Genomic DNA, 16,557 nt, shown 5'->3' on the forward strand with positions numbered 1-16,557 from the left:
CCTCTTTCGAAGAAAGATTTCATAAAGCCCCTATTTAATTCAAGAGGGGAATCCCGGCAAACCGGAGGCGACGGAGAGATCGAGCAGCTCGTGCCGGACGAAACTCAGCGATCTGGCCACTGCGCCCCGTACGACAACGCGTTCCAGACTCGACACCTCGATCTCCGGTTCGAACAACACCAGTGGCCTCAGAGCCACCTCGAGCCGGTCCAGAAGAGCGGCGCCCGCCGCGGCGACACCGCCGCCCACGATCACCACCTCTGGGTCCACGGCAAGGCAGAGCACCGCAAGGCCCGTCGCCAGCTCTGCGACGAATGCGTCGACGGCCATGCTGGCGCGATGATCCCCCGAGTCGGCACGCGCGAACACGGCGGCGGGATCGTCTCCAGAGTCGTTCAGATGACGGCAGGCGAACCCCCACAGCGTCGAGGGAAGCGCACCGATCTCGCCGGCGGCGCCGTGAGATCCGCGCAGAAGGGAGCCCTGGGTGATCACGCTCGCGCCGAGACGGTGGCCGACCAGGAGGCAGACCGCGCTCCTGACTCCGCGCGCGTGCCCCCACTCCTGCTCCGCAAGGGCAGCGAGCTTCGCGTCGTTCTCGACGAAGACGCGAACCCCGGGCAGCAGGCGCCCCAGGCCGCGAATCAGGTCGGGCCCCATCCAGCCAGGGACCACGGTCGTGCGGACGACGTCACCGGAGTCCGAGACGACGCCGGGGATGCCGAACGTCGCGCAAATCACCGACTCCAGCGACACGCCCGCGTCCGCGACCGCGCGATGGACCGCATCCTGCGTCTCGCGAAAGGCCACGGAGGCCTGTGTGAGATCGATCTCGTCGGAGTGGACCACGGACAACGATTCACCGCGGAGGTCCGCGACCTCGACAGTCACACCGTGCGGGCCCAGATCCACACCGAGGACGATCCGGCGCGCAGCGTCGAAGGCATACCGTTTGGCGGGCCGCCCGGCACGATGCCGGGTCTGCGCGGGAGGCTGTTCGCGCACCCAGCCCTCGGTCACGAGCGAGGCCAGGCTCGCCTCGACCGTCGGCCGGCTCAGCTTCGTCGTCCGCGCCAACTCCGAGACAGTGCGCGAAGGCTGGCTCGGCTGCAACGCAGCCAGGAGCAGCCGACTGTTGAGCCGCCGCAAGGTGGCGACATCGCTTCCATCCAATGTGCTCATCAAGCCTCCACGAGCTGAAAGAATACACAGGGTCCGCTCGCAACAGAGCGGACCTCGCCAGCGCCCCGGGCACTACACCGAGTGGAGCGCGTACCCGATCAACAGCAGGGTGAGCAAGAAGCCGCACGCGTAGTTGATCCTGAGGAAACGCCGCCAGCCTCGGTTGGCGAAGCTCGCGCGATCGTCCGGAACGGACCAGAACGGCGCGGCGACCAGGATGTACGGGAGCGCCAGCACAGCGGCGAGCGGGCCGGGCCACGGGATCGCGAGCGCGACGAGCGCGGCGAGCGCCCAGGCCGCGATCGCGAGCCGGACGGTGCGGGCGGCGCCGAGGACGGTGGCGACCGAGGCGATGCCGGCCTCGCGATCCGGCACCACATCCTGGACCGCGCCGAACGCGTGGCTGCCGACGCCCCACAGAAAGAAGGCCAGGAGCACCAGCCACAGCCCCGGGGTGACGGTCGCGCCGGCGAGCGCCAGGCCGTACAGCGCGGGGCTGACGAAGTGGATGCTCGACGTCGCCGAGTCGAGGAAGGGCACCTCTTTGAAACGCAGACCCTTGACCGAGTAGGCCAGCGCGAAGAACAGACTGCCCGCGAGCACCGCCCCGGAGAGCGGCGGACCGGCGAGCACCAGGACGACGAGGAAGGGAAGGCTCGTGGCCGCCGCCGCGAAGAGCGTCCTGCGGTGCGTCCCCGGGTCGAGCAAAGCGCCTTCGACGCCGCCCTTGCGCGGATTGCGCAGATCGGAGGCGTAGTCGAAGACGTCGTTCGCCCCGTACATCGTGAGGTTGTACGGGATGAGGAAGAAGAGCGTGCCGACGATGAAGACAGCGTCCACCTCGCGCGCCGCGAGGAGGTAGGCGGCGGCGAAGGGGTAAGCGGTATTGATCCAGCTGAGCGGCCGGGAGGCGATGAACAGCTGGCGGAACGGCGGCGGTGCGGCGACGGTCACGCGCGGTCCCCCTTCGGGCGCAGGAGCAGCCACAGGGCGGGCAGCAGGAGCAGGCCGGCCAGCGGATAGGCGAAATCCTCGATCGGGACGGAGCCGACGCGGACACCAGACAGGGTGGCATTGGCGTAGGTCACCAGCCCGGCGGCGATCATCAGGTTGTCGAAGACCGCCGTGAGGACCAGCAGGGCGACACCGGCGACGGCGACCGGCGCGGCCCAGCGGCGCAGCAGGTCCCGGCGATCGGGAGCGGTCGCGAGAGCGAGGAAGAGCACGATCGCAGCCACGGCGAGGAAGGCCAGACTGAGCAGGACGTACATCATCCCGGGCTCCGGCGGTCGAGGAGGGCGCGCGTCCCCAACAGCAGAATGAGAGTTAGATAACAGAGGAAGGCGAGGAAGAACACTTCCTCGACCGGGAGTTCGGGGGCAAGCTCGGCACCGGTCATGAAGCGGGACTCGCCGCGGGCGAACACGCCGAGGACGATGCCCGCGGCGTCCCAGGCGAGGAAGAAGAGGACGCCGAGGACGAGGACGAGGACGGCTCGCCGGCCGGCCCGCCAGAACACCAGCCTGAACCGGACATCGAGCAGGACCATCGCGGCCAGCGCGACCAGCAGGCAGGCGAGGTAGACGACGCTCACCGCACCGGCTCCGCCCGCGCGGGCGCCAGCGGCTCGGCCAGCGGACCGGCGGAGGTGTCGCCACGGAGGCGCTTGACGGCGAGTTCGGCGCTGATGAGGCACATCGGCAGGCCGATGCCCGGAATCGTGGTCGCGCCGGCGAAGAACAGCCCGCGGACCCGGCGCGAGGCGTTGCCCGGGCGGAGGAAGGCGCTCTGCCGCAGCGTATGGGCGGGGCCGAGGGCGCCGCCGCTCCAGGCGTTGACGTCGGCGGCGAAGTCCCCGGGCCCGACCGTGCGGCGCATGACGACCCTGTCGGCGAGATCGGGGACGCCCGCCCAGGCGGCGACCTGCGCGATCGCCGCATCCGCGGTGCGCTCGACCAGCCGGTCCCCGCCGCCGTCGGTGCCGCCCGAGCCGATCGAGGTGTCCGCGGGCACCGGGACGAGCACGAAGAGGTTCTCGTGGCCGAGCGGCGCGACCCCCGGGTCGGTGGCGCTCGGCTTGCAGACGTAGAGCGAGGCCGGGTCCGGGATGCCGCGATCGGCGCCGAAGACACGCTCGAAGTTCGCTTCCCAGTCGGTGGTGAAGAAAAGGTTGTGGTGGGTCAGCTGCGGCAGCTCGCCGCGGACGCCGAGCATCGCCAGGACCGCGCCCGGTCCGGGGTCGCGACGCTTCCACTCGCTGTCCGGGCGGCGCAGCGCCGGTGGGAGGAGCTCTGTCTCGGTGTGGTGGCGATCGACGGCGGAGACCACGATGTCGGCGCGCGCGTGCTGGGACCGGCCCTCGGCATCCACCCAGTCCACACCGGCGACGCTCGTGCGCCGGCCACCCACACCGGTGCGGATGCCGGTGACCCGCGCGTCCGTCACGAGCTCGGCCCCAGCGGCCCGGGTGAGCGCGACGATGCGGTCGATGAGCGCGGCGAAGCCGCCGACGGGGTAGCGGACGCCGTCGTCCAGGTCGAGGTGGCTCATGAGATGGTACAGGCTCGGAGCGCGGTCCGGCGAAGTGCCGAGGAAGACGGCGGGGTAGCCGAGGATCTGGCGGAGCACAGTGTCGTGGACGGAGCGGGCCGCGTAGCGGTCGAGAGGTTCGAGCAGAAGCCGGGCGAGCCGGCCGGTGCGGGCCAGCACCTCACGGCTCAGCAGGGGCCGGACGGAGGCGAACGTGCTGTAGAGGAAGCGGTCGACGGCCAGCCCGTAGGTTTCGCGCGCCCCGGCGAGATAGCGGTCGAGCGCAGCCCCAGCGCCCGGCTCGACGCTCTCGAACAGGACTCGGTTGGCGGCTCCCGCGGCGCGGATGTCGAGCGGAGGCCGGCCGTCCTCGGCGAAGACGCGATAGCCCGGGTCCAGCGTCACGAGATCGAGCTGTTCCGCGGCCGACGTGCCGAGCAGACGGAAGAAGTGGTCGAAGACCTCCGGCATGAGATACCAGGACGGACCGGTGTCGAAGCGGAAGCCGGCCGTCTCCCACCGTCCGGCGCGACCCCCGAGCGTCCCGTGCTGCTCGAGCAGAGTGACCGGGCGCCCGTCGCGCGCGAGGAGCGCGGCGGTCGCGAGGCCCGCGATGCCGCCGCCGATGACGACCGCACGGGGAGCGGTCACCGGAGGGTCCCCGCTGACGCGCGGAGCAGAATGGCAAGCTTGGTGCGCATCGGCACGCTCACACGCCGCACGAGCAGATCGCGGGCCGGTGTCGCACGGATGCGGTCGCTCAGCTCGGAGAACAGCGCGTGCGCCGCAGCGATGGCGCGCCGGCAGTTGCCCGGCAGCTCCAGGATGGCGTCGGCCGCCGCCCCGAGGTCGCCGTCGATGTCCACGACCAGGGCGAGTTTCTGGCGCTCGGTGAGGCGGGCGGGGTCGATTCCCGGGAAGTAGCTGCGGCCGAGCCCGGCGTAGTCCGCGGCGAGATCGCGGAGGAAGTTGATCTTCTGGAAGGCCGCGCCCAGGCGGCGCGCGCCCGCCTCCAGCCCCCGCCGCCGGTCGTCGGGGACGGGCGAATCGGCGAGGAAGACGGCGAGGCACATCAGGCCGACCACCTCGGCCGAGCCGTACACATACTCGCGCAGCTCATCGGCGGTGAAATCGACAGGACTGAGGTCGCGGCGCATGGAGGCGAAGAACGGCCGGGTCAGCGCCACCCCGATTCCGCTCTCCCGGGCGGTGACCGCGAACGAGTGGACGACGAGGTTGGCGCTGTAGCCGGTGCGCATCGCGAGCTCGGTGTCGGCTTCGAGGGCGTCGAGCAGCGCGCGCTGGTCGGCGAGGTCGAGACCGGCCTCGGCGGCAGCGCCGTCCACGATCTCGTCGGCGATGCGGACCAGCGCGTACACGTCTTCGACCCGGGGGCGGACCGTTGGCGCGAGCAGGCGGGTCGCCATCCCGAAAGAGGTCGAGTACTGGCGGATGATCGTGGCCGCGGATTCGTGCGCAGCCCGCGTGTAGAGCGCCAGATCGGTCGGCGGCCCCGACGCAGCGGCGGTCTCGGTGCGGGTCATACGACCCTCCCGACGCAGCTGCGGGCGACAGCGGTGAGCTCCGAGGCGAGCGCGTCGGGGACGGCCGGGGAGCCGACCGCAGCGATGGCGGCTTCGACGTTCTCCGCGAGGAGCCGCTCGACGAAGCCACGGGCGCCGCACTCCTGGAGCAGGGAGGCGAGCCGGACGGCCGTCACGGCGTCCAGATCGCGGCGGCCGAGCGCGGCGCCCAGCTCGGGCCAGACCGCCGTTCCGCGCGCGAAGGCGATGAGGGAGGTCTCTTTCCCTTCGCGCAGGTCGCTGACGATGCTCTTGCCCGTGACAGCAGGCCGGCCGAACACACCGAGCAGGTCGTCGCCGAGCTGGAAGGCGACGCCGACCAGGCGACCGTAGTGGGTCAGGGCGTCGAGAAGCGCGCCGCTCGCCCCGGCGAGCAGCGCACCGGCGGCGAGGGGGCCCGAGACCGAGTAGGCGGCCGTCTTCTGCTCGGTCATGGCGAGCACGTCCGGGATGCCGCGGGCCGTCATCCCGGTGGCGAGCCCGACATCCGCGAGCTCTCCGGCGGCCGTGACGAACACCGCGCGATCCAGGGCGTCCAGAAGCCGGGAGCGGACACCGGCCGGTGCGTCGAGACGCGCGAGCTGGTCGCTCGCCGCGTGCAGCAGGAGATCGCCGGCGAGGAGAGCGGCCGATTCGCCCCAGGCCGCCGCAAGGGGCGCATCGGCTCCACGGAACAGGGCGTCGGCGCTGAACTCGCCAGCGACGTTCGGACGTCCACGGCGGACCGTGTCGCCGTCGATGAGGTCGTCGTGCAGCAGAAATGCGGTGTGCAGGAGTTCGAACGCCACCGCGGTGCGGATCGCGTCCTCACGCCGATCATCGGGAGCGCCGAGCCCGTGGAAGGCGCTCAGCAGGAACCGGGGACGCAACCGCTTGCCGCCCTCCGCCGCGTCGCGAGCACTCTCCCAGAGCCGGCGGTAGGAGTGGCCGAAGTCAGCGGCGGCGGCCGAGCGCTCGGCGAAGAAAGCGGCGAGCGCGGCATCAACGGCGACAAGGTCGGCGTCGATGCCCGATGCCTGCGGATCGGACGGCGGTGGGGGAGCCTGGGTCGTCGCGGAGTGCAGCTGCGTCATCGGCGCCTCCCTGTGCCTAGCCACGGTAGAAAACAACGTAGCATGCTTCTCATCGACGGGAATTAGGATGTGCGCATGCCCTCGAAGGACGACGCCAGGCGCCTCCCCGGCTCGATGATCGACCCCCTCGTCCTGAATCCGCGGCAGGAGTCGGCCCGGGATGACGGCCTCGCCGACGAGGAACTCTCCCAGATCCTGCGGCTGCTCGAGGCGATCCGCCAGTGGCACGAGGCCGAACAGCGGCTGAGCCGGGAATCCCGCAGCGCGCTCCGGCTCAACGAGAACGATATGAAAGCGCTCCGATACATCATCGCGTCGATGAACACGGAGGTGGCGGTCACCGCGGGAGCGCTGGCCGAACACCTCCGCATCTCCACCGCGTCCACCACCAAACTCCTCGACCGTCTGGAGCGGGCCGGCCACGTCGGGCGGAGGCCGCATCCGACCGATCGCCGAGCGGTGACGGTGGAGATCGCCCCCGAGACACACCGGGAGAGGTGCGCGAGATCGTCACACGCTTCCTCGGCGACCTCGCCGCCACCGTGGTCATCGCCGCCCCTCCGACGGAGTGACCGGGGCGGGGTGCTCCGCCTCCACAACGATGCGGTTCGCCATCCCGCTGAAGACGATGCCGTGGAAGGGAAGGATCGCCAGCCAGTAGAGCCGGCCGGCGAGTCCCCGCGGGAAGAAGACCGCGCGCTGACGGTAGCGCGAGCCGCCCTCCCGCGGCTCGACGCGCAGTTCCAGCCAGGCGCGGCCGGGAACGCGCATCTCCGCGCGCAGGCGCAGGTGCGAACCGCGCACCAGACGCTCGACGCGCCACCAGTCGAGCGCATCGCCGGTCTGGAGCCGGTCGGCGTCCCGGCGTCCGCGCCGCAAGCCCACTCCCCCGGCGAGTTTGTCCGTCCAGCCGCGCAGCGCCCAGGCCAGCGGGAAAGAGTACCAGCCGCGATCGCCGCCGATCCCCTCGATCACCCGCCAGACTCTCTCCGGAGAGGCCGCGCTGTCGCGCTCGCGCAGATCGGCGAAGACTGTGTGGCCCGCCCAGTCCGGGTCGCTCGGGAGCGGGTCGCTGGGGGCGCCGGCGACCGACTCGTCCTGCCAGCTGGTCTCGACAGTCCCGGCGCGCATCCGGGCGAGGGCGAGACGCACAGCGCGGCGGTAGCCGGTCAGACCGCCGGCGGGCGGGGGAATGAGCTCGTCGATGTCGCGCTCGCGGGCGACGCAGTCATACTGCAAAGACTCGATGATCGGAACGGCGAGGCTCCGTGGGATGGGCGTCACGAGGTTCACCCACTGCGAAGCGAGCCAGGGGGTGAACACCGGAAGCGCGGCGATCGGACGCTGGGGCAGCCCGGCCTCGACCGCGTAGCCGTTCATCATCTGGCCGTAGCGCAGGATATCGGGACCGCCGATGTCGAAAGCGCGCGAGACCTCCGGCGGCAGTTCGGCGGCGGCGGCCAGATAGTGCAGCACATCGCGCACCGCGATCGGCTGAATGCGGTTGCGCACCCAGCGTGGCGCAGGCATGTACGGCAGCACCTCGGTCAGGTGCCGGATCATCTCGAACGATGCCGAGCCCGAGCCGATCACGACACCGGCCTGCAGCACCGCCGTCGGCACGCCGGACCCGAGCAGGATGCGGCCCACCTCCACCCGCGAGCGCAGGTGGCGCGAGAGCGGACCCTCGGGGTGCAGGGCGCCGAGGTAGACGATCCGGCGGACGTCGGCGGCGCGCGCAGCGTCCGCGACCGTCCGGGCGACGGCGGACTCCTCGGCCTCGAAATCGCCACGGACGCGCATGGCATGCACGAGGTAGTGGACGACATCCACATCGCGCACCGCTGCGGCAACGGAAGCGGAGTCGCCGAGGTCGCCGGGGACGACCTCGACCCGGGGCGCCCAGGGTACATCGGTGAGCTTCTGCGGCGAGCGCACGAGGACCCGGACGGTACACCCCTGCTCAAGGAGACGGGGGACGAGCCGGCCGCCGATGTAGCCGGTGGCGCCGGTCACGAGCACGCGCTGCGGAGTCATGCGGCGACCATACGCCCGGAGAGCCCACCTGACGAGCCGCCGGGGCCTGTCCCGGACCGGATGGACCGAATGGACCGAATGCATGTATTCGATCGGGAGTCGGGTACCGTTTGCGCATGGGCAAGCTCATTTACGCGGGAACCCTGGAGATCGGCTTCGAGGACCGCGTCCTCGCGCACCTCCAGATCGTGATCGGCCTGAAGCTGCGCCGCAAGGAGGGCTTCTTCTTCTCCTGGCGGGACGAGCAGAGCGTCGGCGACAGCCGGAGCGCCATCTGGGTCGACCCGGCCATCCCGTTGCTCTTCCGGTACAGCGGAGGCCGGCAGCCCAGCATCAACAAAGCTTGGCTCGAGGCCCTCACCCTGTCGTCGAACAGCGCACAGGGCCTCCAGCTCACCGAGGAGATCGGGGCGCTGGGAGCCGATGAAGTGAGCGCGGACTCCCCTCCCGGACACTGACACCGGCGGCCTTGAACCGCCGCGCGAGTGAGCCTAGTGTTGGGCGAAATCATGGCAGGAAGCGAGGCACGCCATGACCAGAGGAGCAGAAGAGCCGGCCCCGGCCGCAGCGATGGCGGAGCCGGCCGCCTCCCCCGCTGACGCCGCACCGCACCGCTCACGCCGCGCCCGGCGCGGAACAGGCGGCGCCCGGGGAGCAGCCCGGCGGCGGCCCGGTCGACCAGGCCGCGGCCGAGCACGAGAATCCCGCCCTCGGCTGACCGCCGAGGAGAAGCGAGGCCGGACGCCGACACGGCATCCGGGGCCGCCGCTCCTCCGCGCGGGTCACCGCAGATATTCGAGCAGTTCCGGGGAGCGCAACCGCTTGAGGCTTCGGGTCTCCAACTGACGGACGCGCTCGCGGGTGATGCCGTAGACCGCGCCGACCTCGTCCAGGGTCATCGGCTTGCGCCCGTCGAGACCGAAGCGCATACGCACCACTTTGGCGTCGCGCAGCGGCAACTCGCGCAGGCGCTCCTCCAGGTCCCGGTGACGGAACTCGACCTCGACGCGCTCAGAGGGGCCGGGGGCGTCGCCGTCCTCGATGAGATCGCCGAGCTCGGCGCCCTCGTTCTCCCCGACCGGGACAGCGAGCGAGACGGTCTCCGAATCGCTCATCTGCAGCTTGTGGACCTCGGCCGGGGTCAGGCTGGCGGCATCCGCGATCTCTTCCAGAGTCGGCGTCCGGCCCAGCTCGCCGCCGAGGTCGCGGCGAATGCGGTCCAGCTTGTCGATCTTCTCCACGGTGTGAACCGGGATGCGGATCACACGAGCCGTGTCGGCGATACCACGCAGGATGGACTGGCGAATCCACCAGGTCGCATAGGTCGAGAACTTGTTCCCGGTGCGGTAGTCGAACTTCTCGACCGCGCGCACCAGGCCCAGGTTGCCCTCCTGGATGAGGTCCATCACGGCCAGCCCGCGTCCGGCGTAGCGTTTGGCGATGCTGACGACCAGGCGCAGATTGGCCCCGATGAACCGCTCGAAAGCGCGTTTGCCGTCGTCGGAGAGGGAGTACAGTTCGCGCTTCTCCCGCGGGGAGAGCCCCGGCCGTGTGGCAAGACGCTCCCCCGCGAGAACGCCGACTTCGATCCGCTTGGCGAGCGAGACCTCGTCTTCCGCGGTCAGCAGGCGTGTCCGTCCGATCGAATTGAGGTAGTCGCGGACCGGATCATTCGTCACTTCGAGCACTGTCATCGTGTCACCCCTCACGTCGTGCAGCGGTATTCTGCCCCGATTAGTTAAGCAACGGTAAGCAGATCGCCTCGTGTCCGGACAAGGGGTTGACAGGTGGCTGGAAGCTCGCTATCCGAGCAACTCCAAAGGCCGCGGCGAGGATGCGATCGCGCCCGAAACCCTCCGCCCGCAGATCCATCGTCACCCGGCGGCCGGCAGCGTCTCTGCGAGCTGCGCAGCCCGCTCGAATTTGAGTCTGTCCTGGTGCAGCCGCCACGACTCGTGGTAGAGGTACTGACGTCGGCCGGCTTGGTCCATGCCGACGGCCTGGATGTGGCCGCGCGCGTCCGGCGAGATCCACACGTCCACCCAGGCAGGCGGGATGACGAGGGAACGGATGCGCTCGAGTTCCCGCCCGTCCGCGATCGGGTTGCCGGCTGCGTCCGCGTAGACAGGACCCTTCGCGCCGGTGCGGCGACTGTATCCCGGGCCGGACGGATCGCTACGGCGCAACCGGGTCATGCGGGCTTCCTCGTCTTCTTCGCGGAGGCCGTGGCCGCGTTCTTCCCAGCGGCCGGCTTCTCGGCGGCCGGTTTCGCCGACGACGTCTTCCTCCGGCTGCGCTCGACGCTGCGCTGGAGCGCCTCCATCAGGTCGATGACCTCGCCGCCGCCCGCCTTCGCCGGCGAGGCTTCCCCGCCGAAGGTCTCCGCGGCACCCACGCTCTCGCCCCGCTCGATCTTCGCGGCGATGAGCTTCCGCAACTCCTCCTGGTACTCGTCCGTGAACGTCTCCGGCTGGAAGTCGCCCACGAAGCTCTCCATCAGCGCCGAGGAGAGGGCCAGCTCGCGCTCGGTGATCGGCGGAGCCGTCTCCAGCGACGGGAACGACGCCTCCCTGATCTCGTCGTGCCAGAGCAGCGTCTGCAAGCACGAGCAGATTCCCACGGACGCGGAGGGCGCCCAGGCGGGTCTTCTGCCGGAGTGCGACGGTCACGATCGCGGTGCGGTCCCCGTCCTCGAGCGTCTTCCGCAGCAGCGCGTAGGCTTTGACCGAGCGGGAGTCCGGCTCCAGGTAGTAGCTGCGGTCGAACAGAAGCGGGTCGAGCTGCTCGTCCGGCACGAACTCCACCACGTCGATCTCCCGGCTGCGCTCGGCGGGGAGCGATGCCAGGTCCTCCGGCGTGAGGACGATCATACGCTCGCCGTCGTCGTACGCCCTGGCGATGTTCTCGTACGGGATGGCCTTCCCGTCGATCTCGCACCGCCGCTGATACCGGATGCGCCCGCCGTCAGCGGCGTGTACCTGGTGGAGGGGGACATCGTGGTCCTCCGTCGCGCTGTAGACCTTCACCGGCACATTGACCAGCCCGAAGGTGATGGCGCCTGTCCAAATGGCCCTCATTGCGCACATGGTGTCCGCGAATCCGGCGATTATCAACGGGCAATCGGAGCGTACCGTGAGCGTATGGCTGCCGAGGACACCGAGACCGTCTCGATCGACGGTCGCCGGCTGACGCTCACCAACCTCGACAAAGTGCTGTATCCCGAGACCGGGACCACGAAAGCCGATGTCATCGGGTACTACAGCGCCATCGCCGAGGCGATGATCCCGCATGTGCGCGACCGCATCGCGACCCGCAAGCGCTGGGTGCATGGGACCGGGACGCCGGGACGTCCCGGCGAGGCGTTCTTCCAGAAGAACCTGGACGCGAAATCCACACCGTCCTGGGTGGCCCAGCGGACGATCGCGCACAAGACGAGCCAGAGCACATACCCGCTGGCGAACGACCGGGCCACCTTCGTCTGGCTCGCGCAGATCGCCGCACTCGAGCTGCATGTGCCGCAGTGGCGGGTGGGCCGCGGAGACCGGAGGCAGAACCCGGACCGTCTCGTCCTCGACCTCGACCCGGGCGAGGGCGTCACGCTCGCCGACTGCGCCGAGGTCGCGCGGCTGGCGCACGCCATCCTGGGCGATATGGGGCTCGACCCGTTCCCGGTCACCAGCGGGTCGAAGGGCATTCACCTGTGCACGCCGCTCGACGGATCGCAGACGAGCGAGCAGGTCTCGGCGGTGGCGCACGAGCTGGCGCGAGCGCTGGAGGCCGACCATCCCGACCTCGTCGTGAGCGGCATGAAGAGAGCGCTGCGGGCCGGCAAGGTGTTCGTGGACTGGAGCCAGAACAACGGCGCGAAGACGACGATCGCCCTATACTCGCTGCGCGGACGCTTCCGGCCCACGGTCGCGGCGCCGCGCACCTGGCGCGAGCTCGCGTCGAAAGGGCTGCGGCAGCTCGACTACACGGACGTGCTGGAACGCATGCGGCGGCACGGCGACCCGCTCGCACGCCTGTCGGACGGGGACACCATCGCGGCGGGCTCCGACCGCCTCCGCGCCTACCGGTCGATGCGGGACGCGGCCAAGACGCCCGAGCCGGTCCCCGAGGACCGTCCGGACGCGGCGGACGGCCGCTCGTTCGTCATCCAAGAGCACCACGCCGCCGGCTGCACTGGGACTTCCGCCTTGAGCACGACGGCGTGCTCGTCAGCTGGGCGCTGCCGAAGGGCCCGCCGACCGACCCGCGGCGGAACCGTCTCGCCGTGCAGGTCGAGGATCACCCGCTCGAGTACGGGACGTTCGCCGGCGACATCCCGAAGGGCGAGTACGGGGCCGGGCACGTCAGCGTCTGGGACCACGGCGAGTACACGCTCGAGAGGTGGCGCGACGACGAGGTGATCGCGACGCTCACCGGAGCGCCCGATGGCGGTCTCGGCGGCGAGCCGCGGACATTCGCCCTCATCCGGACCGGCCGGGACGGGGAGGGGAACGGGAAGAACTGGCTGATCAACCTGATGAAGCGAGAACAGCCGAAGCCGGTCTCTCCCATGCTCGCCACGCTCGGCTCCGCACGCGATGTGCGCGACGAGGCCGCGTGGGCGTTCGAGCTGAAGTGGGATGGCATCCGAGCCCTCGCCGCCGTCCGCGACGGCCGGCTCCGCCTCACCACCCGGAACGGCAACGACGTCACCGTCGCCTATGCGGACCTCGCCGGGCTCACGGCACTCGCGGACGGACACGACCTGATCGTCGACGGCGAGATCGTCGCGCTCACCGGGCAGGGCCGGCCCGACTTCAGGCTGATCCAGACCCAGATGGGCCTGACCCGCCCGCCCGAGGTGGAAGCCGCGGCCCAGCGCGCGCCTGCGCACTACTTCGCCTTCGATCTGCTGGAGTTCGACGGCGACGACCTGCGCCGTGAGGAGTACGACCTCCGCCGCGCCGCCCTCGACCGGGCGCTGCGCCCGCGGCCCGGCGACGCCATCCAAGTGCCGCGTGCCTTCGCCGGAGACCTGGAGCACGCCATCGCCTTCTCCCGCGAGCTCGGCCTCGAAGGCGTGGTGGCCAACCAGCGCGACTCTCCCTATGCTGCCGGCCGCCGCTCCGGCAGCTGGATCAAGATCAAGCACCACCGCACGCAGGAAGTCGTCATCGGGGGCTGGACGTCCGGGACCGGCCACCGCGCGAACACGCTCGGCGCGCTCCTCCTCGGCGTTCCGGACGGGGACAGACTGCGCTACGTGGGCAAAGTCGGCACCGGTTTCACCGACAGGACGCTGAACGACCTCGCCGCGCGCCTCGCGGCCCGCCCGCGCAAAACGTCGCCGCTGGAAGGCGTCCCGGTCGCGGACACGCGCGCAGCCCATTGGGTGCGTCCCGAACTCGTCGGCGAGGTCGAGTTCGCGGAGTGGACGGGCACGGGCCGGCTGCGGCAGCCGTCGTGGCGCGGACTGCGCGCGGACAAAAGCGCAGACGAGGTGGTACGGGAGGGGTGACGCCCCGCGCCCCCTCGCCCCTCGCCCCCCTCGCCGAAAACGGAGGACATCGTCATCGTCCCAGCCCCGAATCTCCTCCCTTCCTCGCCTCTTCACCGGTTTCCGCCACATCTTCCTCCCTTTCCGCACGGCGGGAGACCCGGGCCGCGAGCAGCGGTAGGATCATCCTCGTGAGCACGCACCTGACCGCACAGACCACGTCCGCCGCCGAACCGGCCGTCGCCGACGACGAGCACGGCAGCCTCGTCCGGAGCCTCAGCGCGAGCCTTCCGAAAGCGGTCGGGAACCTGCTGGCGGCCCTCGTGGTCCTGGTCACGCTGGCGTTCGGCGTCTGGAGCCTGATCGCCACCTGGAGCGGCCACCCGGACTCGGCTCTGCCGCTGTTCCAGACCTCCGTCGCGGGCACCGTCGTCGCGCTGAACGCGCTGTACGCACGCGGGACCTTCAGCTACGTGATCACGCTGATCGGCGCGATCCTCTGGCTTTGGGTCTCCATCATCCCGTTCGCCCCGTTCTGGCAGGTCGTGATGCAGGCGGCCACCATCACCGTCATGCTCGCGGGCGTCGTGTTCTCCACCGCAGCCGTGGCGCTCAGCACGAAGCCGCGCTTCTGAACCCGGAAACCCGACCGAGCACAGAGCCCGGAACCTCTCTCCCGGAGGAGCCCGGCGAGACGACGCTGGCGCACCGCGGCACTTCGCCGATCTCGCGCCGCTGAGGGAGCCGCCCGCGTTCGCCCGCCTCTGGCTGGGCGGCGCCATCGCCGGTGTCGGCGGCCAGATGACCGTCGTCGCGGTCGGCCTGCACATCTACGACCTCACGCACTCGACGCTCGCCGTCTCGCTGGTCGCTCTGTTCGCACTGCTGCCGATGATCGTGTTCGGGCTCTACGGCGGCGTGCTCGCGAACGCCTTCGACCGTCGCAAAGTCGCCCTCGTGACCGCGGTCGCGGCCTGGGCGTCCACCGCCGGGATCGCGATCTTCGCCTGGCTCGGCATCCAGGAGGTCTGGCCGCTCTACCTCCTCACCACGATCAACGCGGTCGCGACGGTGATGATCGGCAGCACCCGGCAGGCCATCACGCCGCGGCTGCTCCCGGCCCGACTGCTGCCCGCGGCGAGCGCGCTGAAAACGGCATCAGCATGGGCGTCATGGTCACCGTGGGGCCCGCCCTCGCCGGCCTCTTGGTCGCGAGCGTCGGCATCCCGTGGACCTACACGGTGGATGTTCTGCTCTTCACCGCGGCCTTCCTCGGCATCCTCACCCTCCCGGCGATCGTCCCGGAGGGCGAGAGACAGAGCGCCGGTCTCGCCTCGGTGCTCGAGGGTCTGCGGTTCCTCCGCACAGCGCCGAACCTCGGCATGACCTTCGTGCTCGATGTCATCGCCATGACCTTCGGCCAGCCACGCGCCCTCTTCCCCGCCGTCGGCGCGCTGCTCATCGGCGGCGGACCCGTGACAGTCGGGCTCCTGACCGCCGCCGGCGCGGTGGGGACGCTCGTCTCGAGCGTGTTCTCCGGCCGCCTCGGCCAGGTGCGCTGGCAGGGCCGGGCGGTCGAGCGGGCGATCGTCGCCTACGGCGCCGCCATCCTCGGGTTCGGCATCGTGCTGGCCGTCGTCGCGCTGACCGGCGCACAGGGCGAGGGGGCGTCGATCACGGAGGCCAACCTCCCCGCCCTGGTCCTCGCGGCCCTGCTGCTCGCGGCCTCGGGCGCCGCCGACAATGTGAGCGCGATCTTCCGGATGACGATCCTGCAAGCCTCCGCGCCGGATGCGATGCGCGGCCGGCTGCAGGGCGTTTTCACGGTCGTCGTGACCGGCGGGCCCCGGCTGGGCGATCTGTACATCGGCGTGCTCGCGCTGACCGGCGCGCTGTGGTTCCCGCCCCTGCTCGGCGGGCTGGTCGTCATCGTGCTGGTCGCGACCGTCGTGCGCGTGCAGCGCGGGTTCCGCAGCTACGATGCGCTGCGTCCGACGCCATGACGAGCGGGCCGGTCAGCGCACCGATGCGCCGCCGGCCTCGGCCAGCCCGGATCAGCGCCGCAGAGCCTTCCGCGCCAGCCCGTTCCCGAGGAACTGCGCCAGCTGCACCAGCACCACGATCGTCAGCACCGCGACCCAGGTGACCACCCAGTTGTAGCGCTGGTAGCCGTACTGGATGGCGAAGTCCCCGAGTCCGCCGCCGCCCAGACTGCCCGCCACAGCCGACAGGTCCACGATCGCGACGAAGACGAAGGTGTAGCCCAGGATGAGCGGCCCGAGCGCTTCGGGGATCAGCAGCGTCGCGATGATCCGCCACGGGCCGGACCCCATCGCCCGCGCCGCCTCGATCACACCGGGGTCGATGGTCACGAGGTTCTGCTCCACGATCCGGGAGATCCCGAACGTCGCCGCGATCGTCATCGGGAAGATCGCCGCGGGCGTCCCGAGGAAAGTCCCGAGCACCAGCTGCGTGAGCGGCGCGACGGCCGTCATGAAGATGATGAACGGGATCGGCCGGACGAAGTTGACCACGATATTGAGCGCGGTCGACAGCCCCCGGTTCGCCAGCAGCCCGCCGGGCCGGGTGGTGTACAGCAGGACGCCGAGCGCGAGGCCCAGGACACCGCCGAGCAGGAGCGTCGCCACGACCATCCACAGGGTCTGGA

The 16,557-nt window shown here is 70.7% G+C and carries 14 protein-coding genes and 4 pseudogenes; 6 read left to right on the top strand and 12 right to left on the bottom strand.

Going from position 1 to position 16,557, the window contains the following annotated elements; all coding sequences use genetic code 11:
* Positions 1–39: 39 nt before the first annotated feature.
* From O159_RS07880 to O159_RS07910, 7 genes are all read right to left on the bottom strand, one after another.
* Positions 40–1,182 (bottom strand): ROK family transcriptional regulator, encoded by a 1,143-nt coding sequence (locus O159_RS07880; protein WP_021755255.1) that lies wholly within the window; start codon positions 1,180–1,182, stop codon positions 40–42.
* 72 nt (positions 1,183–1,254) lie between these two features.
* On the bottom strand, positions 1,255–2,136 hold the full coding sequence (locus O159_RS07885) for a prenyltransferase (protein ID WP_021755256.1): 882 nt from the start codon (positions 2,134–2,136) through the stop codon (positions 1,255–1,257).
* Positions 2,133–2,456, bottom strand: a complete 324-nt coding sequence (locus O159_RS07890) for a lycopene cyclase domain-containing protein (RefSeq protein WP_021755257.1) — start codon at positions 2,454–2,456, stop codon at positions 2,133–2,135. Before O159_RS07890 ends, O159_RS07885 begins: the two co-directional genes overlap by 4 nt.
* A complete protein-coding gene (locus O159_RS07895) occupies positions 2,453–2,776 on the bottom strand; it encodes a lycopene cyclase domain-containing protein (protein WP_021755258.1) in 324 nt (107 codons plus the stop codon). The genes O159_RS07890 and O159_RS07895 overlap by 4 nt, the downstream gene beginning before the upstream one ends.
* Positions 2,773–4,362: a phytoene desaturase family protein gene (gene crtI / locus O159_RS07900; RefSeq protein WP_021755259.1), complete on the bottom strand. Its 1,590-nt coding sequence runs from the start codon at positions 4,360–4,362 to the stop codon at positions 2,773–2,775. Before crtI ends, O159_RS07895 begins: the two co-directional genes overlap by 4 nt.
* Complete coding sequence (locus O159_RS07905; protein WP_021755261.1) at positions 4,359–5,255, bottom strand: phytoene/squalene synthase family protein; 897 nt, start codon at positions 5,253–5,255, stop codon at positions 4,359–4,361. Before O159_RS07905 ends, crtI begins: the two co-directional genes overlap by 4 nt.
* On the bottom strand, positions 5,252–6,367 hold the full coding sequence (locus O159_RS07910) for a polyprenyl synthetase family protein (protein WP_021755262.1): 1,116 nt from the start codon (positions 6,365–6,367) through the stop codon (positions 5,252–5,254). Before O159_RS07910 ends, O159_RS07905 begins: the two co-directional genes overlap by 4 nt.
* A gap of 318 nt (positions 6,368–6,685) precedes the next feature.
* Between O159_RS07910 and O159_RS15720 the strand changes: the two are divergent.
* A pseudogene (locus O159_RS15720) lies at positions 6,686–6,769 on the top strand (MarR family winged helix-turn-helix transcriptional regulator); the annotation flags it as partial.
* Between the two features lie 144 nt (positions 6,770–6,913).
* On the opposite strand, the gene O159_RS07920 reads toward O159_RS15720, so the two are convergent.
* Complete coding sequence (locus tag O159_RS07920) at positions 6,914–8,404, bottom strand: SDR family oxidoreductase (protein ID WP_021755264.1); 1,491 nt, start codon at positions 8,402–8,404, stop codon at positions 6,914–6,916.
* Between the two features lie 116 nt (positions 8,405–8,520).
* Between O159_RS07920 and O159_RS07925 the strand changes: the two genes are divergently transcribed.
* Complete coding sequence (locus O159_RS07925; protein ID WP_021755265.1) at positions 8,521–8,862, top strand: DUF7882 family protein; 342 nt, start codon at positions 8,521–8,523, stop codon at positions 8,860–8,862.
* 324 nt (positions 8,863–9,186) lie between these two features.
* On the opposite strand, the gene O159_RS07930 is transcribed toward O159_RS07925, so the two are convergent.
* From O159_RS07930 to ku, 3 genes and pseudogenes are all read right to left on the bottom strand, one after another.
* Positions 9,187–10,098, bottom strand: a complete 912-nt coding sequence (locus tag O159_RS07930; RefSeq protein ID WP_043993642.1) for a sigma-70 family RNA polymerase sigma factor — start codon at positions 10,096–10,098, stop codon at positions 9,187–9,189.
* 180 nt (positions 10,099–10,278) lie between these two features.
* The gene (locus tag O159_RS07935) at positions 10,279–10,599 is read right to left on the bottom strand and encodes an inosine-5-monophosphate dehydrogenase (RefSeq protein WP_021755267.1); all 321 of its coding nucleotides are present in this window, start codon (positions 10,597–10,599) and stop codon (positions 10,279–10,281) included.
* Positions 10,596–11,481: pseudogene (gene ku / locus O159_RS07940) on the bottom strand (non-homologous end joining protein Ku). Before ku ends, O159_RS07935 begins: the two are co-directional and overlap by 4 nt.
* Before the next feature lie 63 nt (positions 11,482–11,544).
* Here ku and O159_RS07945 point away from each other — a divergent pair.
* The 4 genes and pseudogenes from O159_RS07945 to O159_RS07955 all read left to right on the top strand — a co-directional run bounded on the left by O159_RS07945 (position 11,545) and on the right by O159_RS07955 (position 15,892).
* Positions 11,545–13,910, top strand: a pseudogene (locus O159_RS07945) (ATP-dependent DNA ligase).
* A gap of 170 nt (positions 13,911–14,080) precedes the next feature.
* The gene (locus O159_RS07950) at positions 14,081–14,524 is read left to right on the top strand and encodes a hypothetical protein (protein ID WP_021755269.1); all 444 of its coding nucleotides are present in this window, start codon (positions 14,081–14,083) and stop codon (positions 14,522–14,524) included.
* A gap of 145 nt (positions 14,525–14,669) precedes the next feature.
* Positions 14,670–14,984 (top strand): annotated as a pseudogene (locus tag O159_RS16540) (MFS transporter); the annotation flags it as partial.
* Positions 14,985–15,061: 77 nt separating this feature from the next.
* The gene (locus O159_RS07955; protein ID WP_330216815.1) at positions 15,062–15,892 is read left to right on the top strand and encodes an MFS transporter; all 831 of its coding nucleotides are present in this window, start codon (positions 15,062–15,064) and stop codon (positions 15,890–15,892) included.
* 51 nt (positions 15,893–15,943) lie between these two features.
* Here O159_RS07955 and O159_RS07960 read toward each other — a convergent pair whose 3' ends face one another.
* Positions 15,944–16,543 carry a methionine ABC transporter permease gene (locus tag O159_RS07960; protein ID WP_201766258.1) on the bottom strand — a complete coding sequence of 200 codons (600 nt, stop codon included), beginning with the start codon at positions 16,541–16,543 and terminating at the stop codon, positions 15,944–15,946.
* Positions 16,544–16,557 lie beyond the last annotated feature (14 nt).

Origin of the sequence: Leifsonia xyli subsp. cynodontis DSM 46306 (assembly GCF_000470775.1) — a bacterium.
In the GTDB taxonomy this organism is placed as follows: Bacteria; Actinomycetota; Actinomycetes; order Actinomycetales; family Microbacteriaceae; genus Leifsonia; species Leifsonia cynodontis.